Origin of the sequence: Sellimonas sp. (genome assembly GCF_047234585.1) — a bacterium.
Lineage (GTDB): Bacteria > Bacillota > Clostridia > Lachnospirales > Lachnospiraceae > Sellimonas > Sellimonas caecigallum.
The window spans coordinates 1-17,803 of sequence record NZ_JBKSWG010000001.1 but is presented as its reverse complement, the minus strand read 5'-3'; the positions used below and the strand labels follow the sequence as shown (position 1 = coordinate 17,803).

Sequence of the window (17,803 nt, the reverse complement as noted above, 5' to 3'; positions counted from 1 at the left end):
TTATCAGTTAACTTATTTGTGTTCACACTTTTTTTCGATATTTATCATTGCATGTCCACGTCTGTCGTAGTATAATAAGGACAGGAATAACTGGTAAAGGAGTTGGGCTTATGAAATTTAATATCAGAGGAAAAAACATTGATGTTACACCTGCATTGAAGGATACCATCGAGCATAAACTAGGAAAACTGGAAAGATATTTTACTCCTGATACTGAGGTCAATGTTACCTTGAGCGTAGAAAAGGAGGAACAGAAGATCGAAGTTACTATCCCGGTAAAAGGAAATATCATCCGCTCAGAGGAATCCAGCAGCGATATGTATGTATCCATTGATCTTGTAGAAGAAATTATCGAGCGCCAGCTGAGAAAATACAAAAACAAACTGGTTGCCAAACACCAGGCAGGTGTAGATTTCAGTAAATCTTTCTTTGAAGATACAGAACATGGCAGCGTAGAGGACGATTCTATCCATATCATCCGCACAAAACGTTTCGGTATCAAACCAATGTTCCCTGAAGATGCATGCATCCAGATGGAGCTTCTCGGACACAACTTCTTTGTATTTACGAATGCAGAAACTGATCAGGTAAATGTCGTATACAAGAGAAAAAATAATACCTACGGTTTGATCGAACCGGAATATCAATAAATTTCAAATCCCCCAGCCTTTGTAGACTGGGGGATATTTTTGTGTCTGAAAATCTCTTCTTTTTACGATTCGAATAGCAAGAGCCTGTCTTCTGCCTCTGCAAAATAGCAGGACTCTCCCCACTCCATTACCACTTTTCCATTTGTCTGTTCTGTCAGTTCTGCCTCGAGATGTCCTTTTTCATCCTCTGGGACAAGACAAATCATAGATACAGCATCCGTGTACGTTGTGTCCAATATCTGAATCCCTGCCTGTGCCAGGAGATACTGAATCTTCCCAAGTCCAGTATAATCTGTCCTGATTTCCAGTTTAGAAGCATATTTTCTGGTAATAATACTACTGTTGGCAAGTCCTTCTCTGGCTGCCTGCGTATAGGCCCTTACCAACCCTCCTGTTCCCAGAAGGGTTCCTCCAAAATATCTGGTAACCACTATAACGGTATTGAAAAGTCCAGCTCCGCACAGAACATCAAGAATCGGTTTCCCTGCCGTCCCTTGTGGTTCTCCATCATCGCTGAATCGTTTCAGCACCGGTTCCTCTTTCAGTACATAGGCAAAACAGTGATGCCTTGCATTGTAGTGCTTCTTCCGTACTGATTCTATAAATGCCAGCGCCTCATCCTCTGTCTCAATATGCTGTACGGCTCCAATAAATCTTGATTTTTTTTCAACAATTTCTCCCTCTTTTCCGTCCAGTACAGTTTTATATTCCATCAACATACTTATTCTTCCTTGCCTCCTGAAAAATATTCCCTTCTCTACTATAACAGTAATTTAAATATTTTCAAAACATTTTCTTAAGTTTTTACGACAGGAAGCTGAAGATTGGATTTTTTTCTTTATTTCAATATTGAAGTTTGTTATAATATACTGGTATAAAAGGAGGCATATGCTCATGAACTATGGTAGAAAAAAAGCTGCTCAAAAACGAAAGGACATTACCTCAAAATCTACAAAGAAAAAAAAGCGAGTTGGCGTTCGCATCTTTAAAAGCGTACTCCTTCTGCTCCTTGTGCTTTTTATAGCAGGATGTGTCGGCGGAGGCATCTTCGTCAAAAAAGTGATTGACGATGCACCGGACATCACTCCGGAAGATGTAAAGCCGACGGGATATACCTCTTTCATTTATGCATCAGACGGAAAGACAGAAACAGAGCGGCTCACGTCCGCCGGATCAAATCGTGTCTATAAGACCATCGACCAGATTCCGAAGGATCTTCAGCACGCATTTGTCGCCATTGAGGACGAGCGTTTTTATGAACATAACGGAATCGACCCAAAAGGGATTATCCGAGCTGGCTTTATCGGCATTACAACAGGAGATTTTTCCCAAGGTGCATCTACTCTTACGCAGCAGCTTATAAAAAACAATATTTTCGACTTCATGTCCGAGGACTCCTTTATGGACAAAGTGGAGAGAAAAATTCAGGAACAGTATCTGGCTCTGAAACTTGAAAAACAGATGTCCAAAAATGAAATCATGGAAAACTATCTCAACACAATCAACCTCGGTCAAAACACACTTGGTGTTCAAGCTGCATCCAGACGCTACTTCAACAAAGACGTGTCACAGCTTACTCTTTCTGAATGTTCTGTTATCGCGGCAGTCACACAGCGTCCAAGTTATTATAACCCTATTACCAATCCAGACCACAATTCTGAAAGACGTAAACTGGTTCTGAAAAACATGTTGGAACAAGGTTATATTTCTCAGTCTGAATATGACGAGGCGCTGAAAGATGACGTGTACTCCAGAATTCAGAATGTCAATACGACAATCACTGACTCAAACCCTCAGAGCTATTTCGTCGATGCTGTGATCCAGCAAATTCTGGATGATCTGGAAAATCCGGAAGTCGGACCTGGATACAGCGAAACGCAGGCTTACAACACCCTGTACAAAGGCGGTCTGAGTATTTATTCCACACAGGATCTGGAAATCCAGGGGATCTGCGACCAGGTTATCAACGATGATTCCAATTATCCATGGAAAATCGAATACGGCCTTTCCTATCTCCTTACTGTAACACACACAGACGGTACTCAGGATAACTACAGTTCCGGCCATATCAAAAAATTCCGCCAGGAACATGATAATGTAAAATACGGCCTTACTTTCTCTTCTGAAGAAGCTGCAAGGCAGACAATCAAAGAATTCAAGGCATCCATCGCCAAAGAAGGAGACACCTTCGATGAGAAGATCACACTCTCCCCTCAGCCGCAGGCATCTGTTACTGTCATTGATCAAAAAACAGGAGAGATCAAGGCAATGGTCGGCGGGCGTGGAGCGAAGTCTTCCAGTATGAGTCTGAATCGGGCTTACACAGGTTCCAAGCGCCAGCCTGGATCCTGTTTCAAGATTCTGTCTACCTATGCACCTGCTCTCGATGCCTCAGGCAAGACACTGGCAACTGTCATCCGGGACGAGCCTTATAACTATGCTGACGGAACTCCTGTATCCAACTGGTGGGGCGATTACTACCGCGGCGACATGACCATGCGTGTGGCAATCGAAGATTCTGCCAATATCTGTGCAGTTAAAATGCTTACAGAGATTACTCCTCAGCTTGGCTTTGACTATTTGCAGAAATTTGGCCTTTCCACTATAGTGGAGAGCCGCACAGAAGACAACGGAAAAGTATACACGGATATCCAGCAGTCTACTGCTCTGGGCGGAATTACCGACGGTGTCTACAATTATGAAATGTGTGCTGCCTATGCTGCTATCGCAAACGGCGGCGTATACAGAGAGCCGATCATGTACACAAAAATTCTTGATCATGATGGCAATGTCCTGATCGACCGTACAGAAAAACAGAAGACATCTACAGTCATCAAAGAATCCACTGCTTATCTTCTCACAAGCGCGATGGAAGATGTCATTAAAAAAGGAACAGGTACGCCTGCAGAACTTTCCAACATGGCTGCTGCCGGAAAGACAGGTACAACCACCAACAATGTGGATCTCTGGATGGCGGGCTACACTCCATACTACACATGTACGATCTGGACGGGTTACGATGACAATAAACCGCTGGGAGACAGTGAGTGGGACTATCATCTGAAGATGTGGAAACAGATCATGGATCAAATCAATGATACAAAGGGACTCTCCTACACAGAATTCGAAATTCCGGATTCCATCGTCCAGAAAACGATCTGTTCACAGACAGGAAAACTTGCCGTTTCCGGTTCCTGTCCGGCTATTACTGAATACTTTGATAAAGGAACTGCACCTACGGAAAGTTGTTCCGGACATGTCACTGAAAACGAAGTGGAAAACGAGGATGAGGAAAACACCGACGGCGAAACAGGAGAAAACACGGATTCCGAAAACAGCGGCAATTCCGGTTCTTCCACGGATACCCCTTCTACAGGGGATTCTGAAAATTCCGGAGGCTCTGATTCCAACGGTGGGAACACCGGAAGCACTACACCGCCGTCCGGAGATGGAAACAGCGGCAGTTCCGGAGGAAATAACGGTGGTGGTTCCGGCAACACCGGAGGCACTACACCGCCATCCGGAGGTGGAACTACACCGACACCTTAAAAATCAAAAGAAGCACTTCCCTTTTCGAGAAGTGCTTCTTTTGATTTCTATTTCTTAATTATCCTGTTATCTAGCCAAGCACCAGTTTGGCGGCTCCACAAATACCTGCATCGTTCCCAAGCTCTGCCAGGGCAAACTCTGTGTTTGCATTGGCAAAGAATGCTCTCTCCTTATACGGCTTCTCAACAAACGGAAGCAGTACTTTTCCGGCTTTGGATACTCCTCCGCCGATCACAAAGACTGCAGGATCTGTCGCTACAGCCAGATTTGCGAGGGCATATCCGAGATATCTTCCGAACTCTGCAGCAATATCTTTTGCAACCGCGTCGCCCTCTTTTACTGCGTCAAATACTGTCTTTGCATTGACCGGACCATTTCTGAGAATAGTTTTTTCCGATGTCTCTGCCAGTTTTTTCTTCGCCAGACGTGTGATTCCTGTCGCAGAGGCGTACTGTTCAAGACATCCGAAGCTTCCGCATCCGCACTGTTCCTTCTCATCATAATTCACACAGAGATGGCCAATCTCGCCTCCTGCCCCGTGTTCCCCTGTGAGGATCTTTCCGTTGATGATGATACCGCCCCCGACGCCGGTTCCAAGTGTGACCATGATCATGTTTTTATGGCCACGCCCTCCGCCAAGCCACATCTCGCCAAGTGCTGCTACATTGGCATCATTTCCTGTCGCTGTATAGATACCGGTAAGCTGTTCCATCTCTTCTTTGACATTTTTATAACCCCATCCGAGGTTGGCTGTTCCATTTACGATGCCTTCTTCCGTGATCGGAGCCGGAACTCCCATCCCGATACCTACGATTTCTTCCTTTTGCATCTTCTTCTCTTCCATTTTTTTCTTGAGTGAAGCTGCAATGTCTGGAAGAATATTCACGCCTTCTTTTTCGGTTCTCGTCTTGATCTCCCATTTATCTATGACTCTTCCATCCTCACAGAACAGACCGATCTTTACACTTGTTCCTCCAATATCTACACCAAAACAATATTTCATTTTTCTTCTTCCTTCCTTTTATTTTGACAGGCTTTCCTGTACTCTTCTGTATAATTCTTCTGCTGCATTGTAACCCATCTGTTTCTGTCTGTGGTTTACGGAAGCAGATTCCACGATAATGGCCAGATTTCTTCCCGGCCGGATCGGTATGGAATGACAAACAACTTTATTTCCAAGGAACTCCGTATACTCTTCTTTCAGTCCAAGGCGGTCATATTCTTTATTCTTGTCCCATTCTTCCATATTGATCACAAGGTCAATAGACTGTGTTTCTTTGACGCTCTGCACACCAAACAGTGTCTTCACATCCACAATACCGATGCCTCTCAGCTCAATAAAGTGTCTTGTGATATCCGGAGCTGTCCCCACAAGAGTGTCATCGCTTACTTTCCGGATCTCAACCACATCGTCCGTTACAAGACGGTGTCCTCTTTTGATCAGCTCCAGTGCGGCTTCACTTTTCCCTATACCGCTTTCTCCCATGATCAACACTCCAACACCGTATACGTCCACGAGCACCCCGTGGATGGAAATGCATGGCGCAAGCTGCACATTGAGCCAGCGGATGATCTCTGCGGAAAAGTCCGATGTTTCTTTCTCTGTCTGAAAGATCGGAACATTCAGCTCATTCGCCTTCTTCAAGAATATTTCATCCGGTTCCAGATTCCTGCAGAAAATAATGCAAGGTATTCCATAAGAGAGAAGCTGTGCATACACTTCCTCTTTTCTTTCTTCCGAAAGAGTCTCCAAATATGTGTACTCTACGTATCCGACAATCTGAACACGCTCCGAATCAAAATGGTCGAAGAACCCTGCAAGCTGCAAAGCCGGCCTGTTGATATCCGGCACCTGAATTTCCGCTGATGCCAGATCCAGCTCCGGTGTCAGATTCTTTAACTCCATTTTCTCGATTACTTTTTCCAGTTTTACCCCCATATTTGTTTCTCCTTTTCAAAGTTTACTGCTGATCCAACAATCATAAAAACAGTATACCATATCAGTGAAAAAAATTGTACACGTCTCTGGCAGATTTTTCATTCATCGATGGAAGTTTCTTCAGCTCTTCCAAATCTGCATTTTTGATTGCCTCCAGATTCTGAAAATGTTTCATAAGATCTTTTCTTCGTTTTGGCCCCACACCCGGAATGTCATCCAAAATAGAATGTACCTGTCCCTGCGTCCTAAGCTTTCTGTGAAATTCGATAGCAAATCGGTGCGCTTCATCCTGGACCCTTGTGATCAGCTTAAATGCCTCGGATGCTGTATCGATAGGGAGTTCCTGGTCATGATAAAAAAGCCCTCTCGTCCTGTGTCTGTCATCCTTTACCATCCCACAGACCGGGATATTGATCCGAAGTTCGTTTAACACTTCCTCCGCAATGTGAACTTGTCCTTTTCCTCCATCCATGAGGATCAGGTCCGGAAAAAGTGTAAAACTGTCAAAGTCTTTGCCCTGCTCTTTCTCTTTCAGCCCATGGCTGAATCTTCTCGTCAGCACTTCCCGCATGCTGGCGTAATCGTCCGCTCCCTGCACGCCTTTGATCTTAAATTTTCGGTAATCGCTTCTTTTTGGCTTTCCGTCTTCGTAGACGACCATAGATCCCACAGAGTTGAATCCATTTGTGTTTGAAATGTCAAATGCTTCCATCCTGCGCACACCGCTGATACCGATGATCTTTTCCAGTTCTCGCACAGCTCCGGTTGTTCTTGCCGCTTCACGTATCAATCGTTCCTTGTCCTTTGCCAGAACCATCCCGGCATTTCTTTCGGCCAGCTCCACGAGTTTTTCCTTATCCCCTTTTTTCGGAACAGTAAACGTCACTTTATGCCCCCTTCGTCCGGTCAGCCATTCTTCCAGAAGAGACTGTTCTTCCAGTTCATACTGAATCATCAGCTCCCTTGGAATATACGGTGTACCAGCATAAAACTGTTTGATAAAACTTCCCATGATAGAAGCTTTCGACTCATCCGGATCCACCCGGAGATAAAAGTGGTCTCTTCCGATCAGCCTTCCTCCACGGATAAAGAATACCTGGACGATCGCGTCCTCTCCTTCCCGCGCCACAGCAAGCACATCTCTGTCTTCTCCGATTTTTCCGGCATCTGTGATCTTCTGTTTTTCTGAAATCTTATGGACACTCGCGATCAGCTCACGGTATTCGATGGCCTTTTCGAACTCCATCTTTTCCGATGCCTCCATCATCTTCTCCTCCAGTTCTTTCAGAATCCCGTCGTAGTGTCCGGAAAGAAACTTTACAACCTCGTCGATAGATCTTCGGTATTCTTCCTGAGATACATAGCCCTGGCACGGTGCTTTACACTGTTTGATGTGATAATTCAGACATGGCCGCTCCTTTCCGATATCCCGGGGCAGATTCCTGTTGCAGGTACGAAGAAAGTACAGTTTTCTTACCAGCTCAATAATGTCCTTTACCGCCTGGGAACTCGTGAAAGGCCCGAAATACCTTGCCTTGTCCTTCGCCTGTTTTCTTACCATCATGATCCTTGGAAAAGGTTCCTGAACTGTCACTTTGATAAAGGGATATGTCTTGTCGTCCATGAGCATCGTATTGTATTTAGGACGGTGTTCTTTGATCAGATTACACTCCAGTACAAGCGCTTCCAGCTCTGAATCCGTGACAATATATTCAAATCTGCGGATATGCGTGACCATCTGCTCGATCTTGATTCCTTTGTTCCTGCTTGTCTGAAAATACTGTCGTACTCTGTTCTTCAAACTGACGGCCTTTCCCACGTAGATGATCTCATCCTTTTCATCATGCATCAGATAAACTCCCGGCCTGGCCGGAAGCTTTTTTAATTCTTCTTCAATTACAAACATTTCTTGCCTCCTTGTATCGGGAATGGAAAAGAAGCACAGCGTACGGTTTTCCCATACGCTGTGCTGTATCGTCTATTGTTCCAAAGGCTTCTCTTCAGATAAATCCAAGTCTTCCGCCTTTTCTTCGATTGCATATTCTTCTGTCGGTTTCATGGCGATGCGCTCTTCCTTTCGCGATGGCTCAGCATCCTCCGTAATACCTTTCACTTCGTGCAGAATCTGCATGAATTCTTTTCCTGTGATGGTCTCTTTCTCAATCAGAAATGCAGCGATCTTATCAAGCGCTTCCCTGTTTTCCTTCAGAATACGCTTTGCTTCTTCATATGCAGCTTTCAGCATCTGCATTACTTCCGCATCGATTTCCGCTGCTGTCCCTTCTCCACAGTTCATGACAGCCCTGCCATCCAGATAACGGTTCTGGATAGATTCCAGTCCGATCAGACCGAATTTTTCCGACATACCGTACTGTGTGATCATTGATCTTGCAATTTTTGTTGCTTTCTCAATATCGTTTGATGCCCCTGTTGTGATCGTATCGAACACGATCTCTTCAGCGGCACGCCCTGCCAGAAGACCTACCAGCATAGCTTCCAGCTCTTTCTTTGTATTCAGGAATTTTTCCTCTTCCGGTGTCTGCATGACATATCCGAGAGCTCCCATCGTACGCGGCACAATCGTGATCTTCTGTACCGGTTCAGAATCTTTCTGCAGCGCGCTCACAAGAGCATGCCCTACCTCATGGTATGAGACAATCCTTCTTTCTTCCTGACTCATGATCCGGTCTTTCTTCTCTTTTCCAACAAGCACCACTTCCACCGCTTCAAACAAGTCTGACTGAGATACAGCCATCCTTCCATGTTTTACGGCATTGATGGCCGCCTCATTGATCATATTGGCCAGATCGGATCCGACAGCACCGCTTGTTGCCAGAGCAATTTCATCAAGATTGACTGTCTCGTCCATCCGAACGTCTTTTGCATGTACTTTTAAGATATCTACCCGTCCTTTTAAATCCGGACGCTCTACAATGATCCTCCGGTCAAAACGCCCTGGTCTGAGCAACGCTGGATCCAGGATCTCAGGACGGTTGGTTGCCGCCAAAAGAAGCAGTCCTTTATTTGTATCAAATCCATCCATCTCTGCCAGAAGCTGATTCAGTGTCTGTTCCCGTTCATCGTTTCCTCCAAGCTGCGAATCACGACTCTTACCGATAGCGTCAATCTCATCAATGAAGATAATGCACGGCGCCATTTGCTGCGCCTGCTTAAACAGATCACGCACACGTGATGCACCGACACCTACATACATTTCCACAAAAGCGGATCCGGACAGAGAAAAGAAAGGGACATTGGCTTCTCCAGCTACAGCTTTCGCGAGAAGTGTTTTTCCTGTTCCCGGAGGCCCTACAAGAAGCGCCCCTTTTGGGAGCTTGGCCCCGACACCTGTATATTTTCCCGGATTGTGAAGAAAATCCACAACTTCCTGGAGAGACTCTTTGGCTTCATCCTGACCTGCCACATCCCTAAATGACACTCCGGTCGTCTTTTCCACATACATCTTTGCATTGCTTTTTCCAATCCCCATCATTCCGCCGCTGCTTTTGGAAATCCGCCTCATAAAGAAACTAAGTCCTGCAAAAATAAGCACAAACGGAAGAACAAAACTAAACAGAAGATTCAAAAGCATCATCGATCTGGAATCCGGTATCTCCGTCTTTACGATGACTCCTGCATCCTCCAATTTCTTATACATATCCGGATCATCTACGATACCGGTGTAGTATTCCACCTGTGCAGAAGAGCTGAGCTGCGGAAGCCATCCCCATTCATCCTGACTCTGGCTGCCTTCTTCTCCGCTATCTTCTTTTTGCTTCTCTGCCTCTGTCTTCGGTGTGATACGAATTTTATCAGACTCAAATGTTACTTCCTTTACCTCTCCCGCCTTGACCATTTCCATAAATTTTGTATATGAAATCTCCTGAGAAGGGGTGTCCTGCATGAACTGATATAAAATCATAACGAAAACAGCGGCAACGATCGTCGTTATAATGATAATTCCATAATTCTGCCTGTTGTTTTTATCGTTTTTATTATTGTTCTGGTTATCCATTCTTATCCTCCTACATACTATCTTCTTTATTATAAGGAGCATTACCATACAAATCAATAAAAAGATTATGAAAATATTGTAAAAAACACGGTATTTGTAGTATACTAAACGAGTAGCCTAAAATCGACAACCGGGCAGATTTTCTGCCCGATTCTCTGTTTAGGGTGTGTATGTACTTTTTCCTGCACACTTTTACTAAAACATTCAAAATTTATACAAAGGATTGGTTGATTTATGAAAATAGGATTTGATAATGACAAATACCTTCACATGCAGTCCGAGCATATCCGTGAGCGAATTGGTCATTTCGACAACAAACTGTACCTTGAATTTGGCGGAAAGCTTTTTGACGACTACCATGCAGCCCGTGTACTGCCTGGATTTCAGCCGGACAGTAAACTCCGTCTCTTAAAGCAGCTCTCTGACACAGCTGAAATCGTCATCGTCATCAGCGCTGCGGATATTGAGAAAAACAAAATCAGAGGAGATCTCGGCATCACATACGATGTGGATGTACTCCGCCTGAAATCCGCTTTTGAAGAGAACGGCCTGTATGTGGGAAGTGTTGTCATCACACAATACAGCGGCCAAAACAGCGCTGATCTTTTTAAAAACCGTCTTGAAAATATGGGGATCCGTGTCTACACACACTACGTCATAGAGGGCTATCCTTCCAATATCCCACATATCGTGAGCGATGAAGGATATGGAAAGAATGATTACATCGAGACGACAAAGCCTCTTGTAGTAATCACTGCCCCTGGACCTGGAAGCGGAAAGATGGCCACATGCCTTTCCCAGCTTTATCATGAAAACAAGCGTGGAATCCGCGCCGGATATGCCAAATTTGAAACATTCCCGATCTGGAATATTCCGTTAAAGCACCCGGTCAATCTGGCATACGAAGCAGCGACTGCTGATCTGAACGATGTCAATATGATCGACCCGTTCCACCTGGAAGCGTATGGTAAGACAACCGTCAACTACAACCGCGATGTGGAGATCTTCCCTGTGTTGAATGCCATGTTTGAACAGATCTTCGGAAGCAGCCCATATAAATCTCCAACAGATATGGGAGTCAATATGGCTGGAAACTGTATCTGTGACGACGAAGTCTGTCAGGAAGCATCCCGCCAGGAAATCATCCGGCGCTATTACCAGGCAAAATGTGACTTCTTAAGGGGAAACATCCCGGATACTGAAGTCTTTAAACTTGAACTTCTCATGAAACAGGCAAAAGTGACAACCCATGACCGTGCAGTAGTCGATGTAGCTCTTGCACGCGCAGAAGAGACAGAAGGACCTGCTGCCGCGCTGGAACTTCCGGATGGAAGGATTGTAACCGGAAAGACATCCAATCTCTTAGGGCCGTCCGCAGCACTGATCTTAAACGCTCTGAAAGAGCTGGCTGGAATTGATCACGAGCTGCATGTGATTTCCCCTGCGGCCATCGAGCCGATCCAGACAGTCAAAACCAGATATCTGGGTGGGAAAAATCCGCGCCTTCACATCGATGAAGTACTGATCGCTCTCTCCATGTCCACTGCGACAAATCAGGTCGCACAGATTGCCATGGAGCAGATCCCGAAGCTGAAAGGGTGCCAGGCTCACACGTCCGTCATGCTTTCATCCGTGGACATCAAACTGTTCAAGAAACTTGGAATCCAGCTTACAAGCGAAGCAAAATATGAAAACAAACCTCTTTACTATTAATTTTAACTGGTAAAAAAGAACTGCCACATCCGAGATCTCAAGATCTTAGACGTGGCAGTTTTCTGTCAAGAAAAACTCTTTTTTCAGGAAGCCATTTCCCCACTTCCGTCATCAAACTGCGAATTGTACAAATCTGCATAAAATCCGCCCTTTTCCAACAGTTCTTCATGTTTTCCCTGTTCTACGATATCTCCGTCTTTGAGGACAAGAATCTGGTCCGCATCCCGTATCGTGGAAAGCCTGTGTGCAATTATAAAACTTGTTCTTCCCTTCATCAGGTTATCCATGGCTTTCTGGATCAACACTTCCGTCCTTGTATCAACAGAACTTGTTGCTTCATCCAGGATCAGAATCTTCGGATCCGCAAGAATGGCTCTGGCAATCGTAAGAAGCTGTTTTTGTCCCTGAGATACGTTGCTTGCTTCTTCATTCAGCTCCATATCATAGCCACTCGGGAGCGTCTGGATAAAATGATGGGCATGAGCTGCTTTTGCGGCCTCTATGATCTCCTCATCTGTAGCATCCAGCTTTCCGTAGCGGATATTATCTCGGATCGATCCGTTAAATAGCCATGTATCCTGGAGAACCATGCCGAACATATGTCTTAGTTCACTCCGATTAAAATCTTTTACATTGTGGCCATCCACAAGGATCTCTCCTTCATTCACATCATAAAACCGCATTAAAAGCTTGATCAATGTCGTCTTTCCTGCCCCTGTTGGGCCGACAATCGCTATCTTCTGCCCTTCTGTCACATTTGTGGAGAAGTCTTTAATAATGATATTGTCCGGATGATAGCCAAATTTTACATGGCGGAATTCTACATTCCCTTTCAATCCTTCCACGGATACCGGATGTTCTGCAAACTGCTCTTCTTCCTCTTCTTCCAGGAATTCAAAGACACGTTCGGAAGCTGCCGCCGTGGCCTGCAGCATATTTGCCACCTGAGCCACCTGCTGGATTGGCTGGGTAAAGCTGCGGACATACTGAATAAACGACTGGATATCCCCCACTTCGATGGTCTGCTTGATGGCAAGATAGCCGCCAAGTATCGTCACTCCCACATATCCAAGATTACCGACAAACTGCATGATCGGCATCATCATCCCTGAAAAAAACTGAGATTTCCATGCAGACTGATACAATGTATCGTTCATCTTATTGAATTCTTTCAGAACATCTTCTTCTTTATTGAATACTTTTACAATATTATGTCCGCTGTACACTTCTTCTACCTGGCCGTTTACATGTCCCAGATATTCCTGCTGATTGCGGAAATACCTCTGAGAGTGCTTTACTATAATAGAAATCAGGAATACCGACAACGGCAGAATCAAAAGCGCCACAAGCGTCATGAGAGGACTGATACTCAGCATCATGATGAGCACTCCGATAAGCATCGTGACAGAGGTAATCATCTGGGTCACACTTTGATTCAGACTCTGACTTAGCGTATCCACATCGTTCGTTATCCTGGAAAGCACTTCCCCATGTGTCCTCGTGTCAAAATAATTCATCGGCATACGGTTGATCTTTTCTGAGATTTCTTTGCGCATACGGTAAGTCAGTTTCTGCGTGACTCCTGTCATAATAAATCCCTGTACAAGGGAGAACAGGGCGCTGATTACATAAAGTCCCATTAAAGTAAGAAGAATCACCCCAATCTTACCGAAATCAATTCCCTCTCCTCCAGATACCTTTCCTACAAGTCCGGTAAAGATTTCCGTTGTCGCTTTTCCAAGGATCTTCGGCCCTACGATATTAAATACTGTACTGCCGACAGCAAAAATCATGACAAATACTACAGCAATCTTGTACCTTCCGATATACTTCAAGAGTTTTTTCATTGTCCCTTTAAAGTCTTTGGCCTTTTCTCCAGCCCCCATAGGTCTTCCGTGTCTACTCATGTGCATCTTCCTCCTTTCCGCCTGTCTTCATCGCCTTTTCCAGTTCTGCCTGTGAAAGCTGTGAAGATGCAATCTGATAATATGCGTCACATGTCCGAAGCAATTCTTCATGTGTGCCAATTCCTGCTATCTCCCCTTCATCCAGAACAATGATCTGTTCTGCGTGTAGGATCGTGCTGATACGCTGAGCTACAATGATGACTGTACTGTCCTTTGTCTTTTCTTTTAATGCCTTTCGAAGGACGGTATCCGTTTTATAGTCAAGGGCAGAAAAGCTATCGTCAAAAATGAAAATATCCGGATGTTTTGCAATTGCCCTTGCGATAGAAAGTCTCTGCTTCTGTCCTCCGGAGACATTTCCTCCACCCTGTGAAATCGGACTGTCATACTGTTTTGGTTTTTCTTCAATAAACGCTTCCGCCTGAGCAATCTGCGCTGCCTCCTGGATTCTCTCCTTTGACATATCCGGATTGCTGTAACCGATATTCGATGCGATGGTACCAGAAAAGAGAACGCCCTTTTGCGGTACAAAGCCAAGCTTATCTCTCAATTCATGCTGCGATACCTGTCTGATATCCATTCCGTCAATCCTGATCTGTCCTTCCGTCACATCGTAAAATCTTGGTATCAGATTGACAAGTGTCGACTTACCGCTTCCTGTACTTCCAATGATAGCAGTAGTTTTTCCCGGTTCGGCCGTAAAATGGATATCGTGCAGCACATCCTTTCCGGCTCCCGGATAACGGAAACTGACATGGTCAAATTCGACAACCCCTTTTCCTGTCCTGTCAAAGTGCTCCGGTTTTTTCGGATCATGAATTGCAGTATCACTCGTGATAACTTCATCCACACGGTCTGCTGCAACCGCTGCCCTTGGCAGCATGATAGAAATCATACAGATCATAAGAAATGCCATGATAATCTGTATTGTATACTGGATAAAAGCCATCATATCCCCTACCTGCATTTCCCCTGTATCAATACCATGGGCTCCAGTCCACACGATCAAGACACTCACACCATTCATGACAAGCATCATGGCAGGCATCATAAACGTCATCGCTCTGTTTACAAAAAGATTTGTTTTCGTAAGATCTCTATTTGCCACATCAAACCGCTTTTCCTCATATTGCTCCGTACTGAAAGCCCGGATAACAGAAAGTCCTGTAAGAATTTCTCTCGTAACAAGGTTCAGGCGGTCCACCAACTTTTGCAGTATCCTGAATTTCGGCATCGCGCATGCGAACAGAATCATGACAATGACAAAAATAAGCACAACTGCCAGCCCGATAATCCATGTCATGGAAACATTTGTATGAACGACTTTATAGATACCTCCGATTGCTATAATCGGTGCATATAATACCATCCTAAGCATCATGACCATAACCATCTGGATCTGCTGGATATCATTCGTACTTCTTGTAATCAGTGATGCCGTCGAAAATTTGTCAAACTCCCCACTTGAAAATCCAACTACTTTTGTAAAGACATCACGTCTCAGATCCCGTCCGACAGCCGCTGCGGTCCTGGAGGCCAGAAGTCCCACTGTCACGCTGGCAAGCAGTCCAAGAAAAGCAAGCGCCAGCATCTTCCCCCCTGTTACAAGGATATAGTTTGTCTGAATCCGGTTCATATCCATTCCCAAATTCTGATAAGCGCTCTTCACATATAATACAGCTGCCTGGTCAAGCATTGTATCCGGAACATTATCCATCTGTTTCTCCATTTCGGAAACCATGGCTTCTCTTTGCTCCTGCGGCATAACCGCCAGAATGTCGAACATATCTGCATCTTCCGGAAGCATTCCCTGCGGAAGCTGCGCTGTGATCTGCTCTTTCATAACCTCTATCTCTTTGCTGTCCTGGTCGAACCCTTCCGCCAGAAGCATCGGTCTTCCCATGATATCAGTCAGATTTTCGATTTTCTCCTCCGAATTCTTTACGGAATCTTTTAACACAAAGAAGTCTTTTTCCGTCTTTAAATCCGATTCCGTCCCTTCTCGGTATGCGTCTGTTACCTTCTCTGTATCTTCCTGAGGAATCAACAGCAGCAGTTTCTCCAGGTCTTCTTTTGCAATCTGCTCAGGGACAGATGTGTCAATCCCGTTTTGCTGAATACCGATATTTACAATGTCAGATGTATATGACGGGAGCGATAAATCACAAAATGCCTGTATAAACAATACACACACAATGACCAGAGCTATCCCGGCATGCTTTTTCAGATATTTGAATAGTTTTCCCATAATGTCTCCTTTCTTCCTGTCTTTTCTACTATCTGCTCCAATCTGAAATACATTCCTTCTTCATTTGGGCTTCGTAGTCCTGCAGCCCTTCCTTTGATATCAAATTTTCGCGAATCTGCATCAATAGTCTGCGAAACAGCATCTTCTCCTCCGGAAGAATCCCCTCGAACATCTCTCGATCCATCTCCCTCATCATCTCTTTTATCTGGTCGATGTATGCTTTTCCTTCTTCTGTGAGATAGATCCTGGATATTCTCTGATCATTTTCGTCCTGCATTCGTATGACAAAATTTTTCTTCTCCAACTTTCTAAGAAGCACTGTCATGGAAGGGGGCTTGACGCCAAGTTTTTCTGCAATCTCCTTCTGAGACAGCGTGCCGTATTTTGACAAAATGAACAGACATCCTGCCTGCCCTGGCTTCATATCTACATTTTCCAGCCACTGTATCGCCTTTTGCCTTTGTGCGTTCAAAATTTGCCAAAGCAAAAACTGTATCGGAACATCCTTTGTATTGCAATCCATTTCGCATCTCCTTTCATTAGTTAGTTAACTAATCAATAGTCTATTATTATGCACAAAGAATGTCAATACATATTTCTTTATTTCACATTTTTCTCACATATTTTACAAATTTTTAATTATTCAACTAACTAATTTCTCTTCATTCCAATGGCGTCTTCAAAATAAAATGCGGACAGAGCTCTTTCTCTTTGACCTCTGTCCGCTGCTTTGCTTTCTATCTCTTTGTCTTATCAATCCATCTAACCTTCACTCTGCATGTATCGTCAATCACACATTGCCGAAGTCCCAGGTCTATATGCTTTTTCTTCAGTATCCTGCTTATTTCTTCAAAAATCTCAATAACCTGATTTTCGTAACGCATATTCTCTTTATTTTCTTTATAGTATTTTCTCTCTTTGATGATCATTCCAGGCATCCACGTTTTCTTTATATTGTGTGCCTCAATTCTCTTCCAGTTCAGGAAAACGAATTCATTACTATACCCGGGAATACACTCCAGATGATTGTCGAGCTCTTCAGGAATATCACTCCATACTTTCTCTGTGCGATCCAAAAGGTCAAATATCTCCTTCGTCTCTTCCCTGTTCAGCTTAAAAATCTTTAACAAGCTGATTTCATCAAACAATTTGTATCTGGCAAATCTCAGATTTCCATTCCCTCTCAGCTCCAGCAAAAATCCTCCGTTATCCCCTTCTTTCCCAAAATCAGGACTGATCCTGTACGAAAAAACGATCATATCTTTGTTTAAATCTCTGAATTCCATAGCTACCCCTTATTCGTTCTTTTCGTCAATATAAAAATTTGCACTCAGCAGAAACGATTATAACATAACTTTTCACACTCTTCCAGAGATTGATCAAATATCACGAAACATTCATTTGAACTCAAAATAAAAAAGCTCAGTAAAACTGAGCTTTTTTAACAGGGGATGAGAGAATCGAACTCCCGCTAAGAGTTTTGGAGACTCCTGTCATACCATTTGACCAATCCCCTTTGTCTGCAAATTGACTGCTTTTAAAGTATATCATACCCTTATTCTCACTGTCAAGCAGCAATTGTTTTCTCTGCCATCCCCTACTGTGCTGGATTACAATACATGTGTTACAATTTTAGCGACCATACAAAAAACAGGAAAAGATGTTTTCCCTTTTATACCTATACAAAAAAAGAACAGAATTTCTTCTGTCCTCTAAATATAAAATATTTTCAATATACCTTCAAAACCACATATAAGCTACAGATCTCTCTTCATCCTTCTT

12 protein-coding genes and 1 tRNA gene are annotated in these 17,803 nt (G+C 44.1%); 3 read left to right on the top strand and 10 right to left on the bottom strand.

What is annotated here, in order from left to right:
* The first annotated feature begins 110 nt into the window (after positions 1-110).
* Positions 111-650 carry a ribosome hibernation-promoting factor, HPF/YfiA family gene (hpf, locus tag ACLROL_RS00065; protein ID WP_087198826.1) on the top strand — a complete coding sequence of 180 codons (540 nt, stop codon included), beginning with the start codon at positions 111-113 and terminating at the stop codon, positions 648-650.
* A 62-nt stretch (positions 651-712) separates the two neighbouring features.
* On the opposite strand, the gene ACLROL_RS00060 is transcribed toward hpf, so the two are convergent.
* Positions 713-1,369, bottom strand: coding sequence for a YigZ family protein (locus tag ACLROL_RS00060; protein ID WP_087198825.1), 657 nt, complete (start codon positions 1,367-1,369; stop codon positions 713-715).
* A 175-nt stretch (positions 1,370-1,544) separates the two neighbouring features.
* Between ACLROL_RS00060 and ACLROL_RS00055 the strand changes: the two genes are divergently transcribed.
* A complete protein-coding gene (locus tag ACLROL_RS00055) occupies positions 1,545-4,199 on the top strand; it encodes a transglycosylase domain-containing protein (protein WP_413067104.1) in 2,655 nt (884 codons plus the stop codon).
* Positions 4,200-4,269: 70 nt separating this feature from the next.
* On the opposite strand, the gene ACLROL_RS00050 is transcribed toward ACLROL_RS00055, so the two are convergent.
* The 4 genes from ACLROL_RS00050 to ftsH all read right to left on the bottom strand — a co-directional run bounded on the left by ACLROL_RS00050 (position 4,270) and on the right by ftsH (position 10,153).
* Positions 4,270-5,202, bottom strand: coding sequence for an ROK family glucokinase (locus ACLROL_RS00050; protein ID WP_221919517.1), 933 nt, complete (start codon positions 5,200-5,202; stop codon positions 4,270-4,272).
* Between the two features lie 18 nt (positions 5,203-5,220).
* On the bottom strand, positions 5,221-6,138 hold the full coding sequence (gene hprK, locus ACLROL_RS00045; protein ID WP_087198822.1) for an HPr(Ser) kinase/phosphatase: 918 nt from the start codon (positions 6,136-6,138) through the stop codon (positions 5,221-5,223).
* A 61-nt stretch (positions 6,139-6,199) separates the two neighbouring features.
* Positions 6,200-8,044 carry an excinuclease ABC subunit UvrC gene (uvrC, locus tag ACLROL_RS00040; protein WP_413067103.1) on the bottom strand — a complete coding sequence of 615 codons (1,845 nt, stop codon included), beginning with the start codon at positions 8,042-8,044 and terminating at the stop codon, positions 6,200-6,202.
* Between the two features lie 72 nt (positions 8,045-8,116).
* Complete coding sequence (gene ftsH, locus ACLROL_RS00035) at positions 8,117-10,153, bottom strand: ATP-dependent zinc metalloprotease FtsH (protein ID WP_288722427.1); 2,037 nt, start codon at positions 10,151-10,153, stop codon at positions 8,117-8,119.
* 234 nt (positions 10,154-10,387) lie between these two features.
* Here ftsH and ACLROL_RS00030 point away from each other — a divergent pair, with 234 nt between their 5' ends.
* The gene (locus ACLROL_RS00030; protein ID WP_087198819.1) at positions 10,388-11,866 is read left to right on the top strand and encodes a DUF1846 domain-containing protein; all 1,479 of its coding nucleotides are present in this window, start codon (positions 10,388-10,390) and stop codon (positions 11,864-11,866) included.
* 83 nt (positions 11,867-11,949) lie between these two features.
* On the opposite strand, the gene ACLROL_RS00025 is transcribed toward ACLROL_RS00030, so the two are convergent.
* The 5 genes from ACLROL_RS00025 to ACLROL_RS00005 form a co-directional block, all read right to left on the bottom strand.
* Positions 11,950-13,773: an ABC transporter ATP-binding protein gene (locus ACLROL_RS00025; protein WP_413067102.1), complete on the bottom strand. Its 1,824-nt coding sequence runs from the start codon at positions 13,771-13,773 to the stop codon at positions 11,950-11,952.
* On the bottom strand, positions 13,766-16,021 hold the full coding sequence (locus tag ACLROL_RS00020; protein ID WP_087210850.1) for an ABC transporter ATP-binding protein: 2,256 nt from the start codon (positions 16,019-16,021) through the stop codon (positions 13,766-13,768). The genes ACLROL_RS00025 and ACLROL_RS00020 overlap by 8 nt, the downstream gene beginning before the upstream one ends.
* Before the next feature lie 28 nt (positions 16,022-16,049).
* Positions 16,050-16,544 (bottom strand): MarR family winged helix-turn-helix transcriptional regulator, encoded by a 495-nt coding sequence (locus ACLROL_RS00015; protein ID WP_087198816.1) that lies wholly within the window; start codon positions 16,542-16,544, stop codon positions 16,050-16,052.
* A gap of 214 nt (positions 16,545-16,758) precedes the next feature.
* A complete protein-coding gene (locus ACLROL_RS00010) occupies positions 16,759-17,307 on the bottom strand; it encodes a hypothetical protein (protein ID WP_087198815.1) in 549 nt (182 codons plus the stop codon).
* A gap of 159 nt (positions 17,308-17,466) precedes the next feature.
* A tRNA-Trp gene (locus tag ACLROL_RS00005) sits at positions 17,467-17,537 on the bottom strand.
* Positions 17,538-17,803 lie beyond the last annotated feature (266 nt).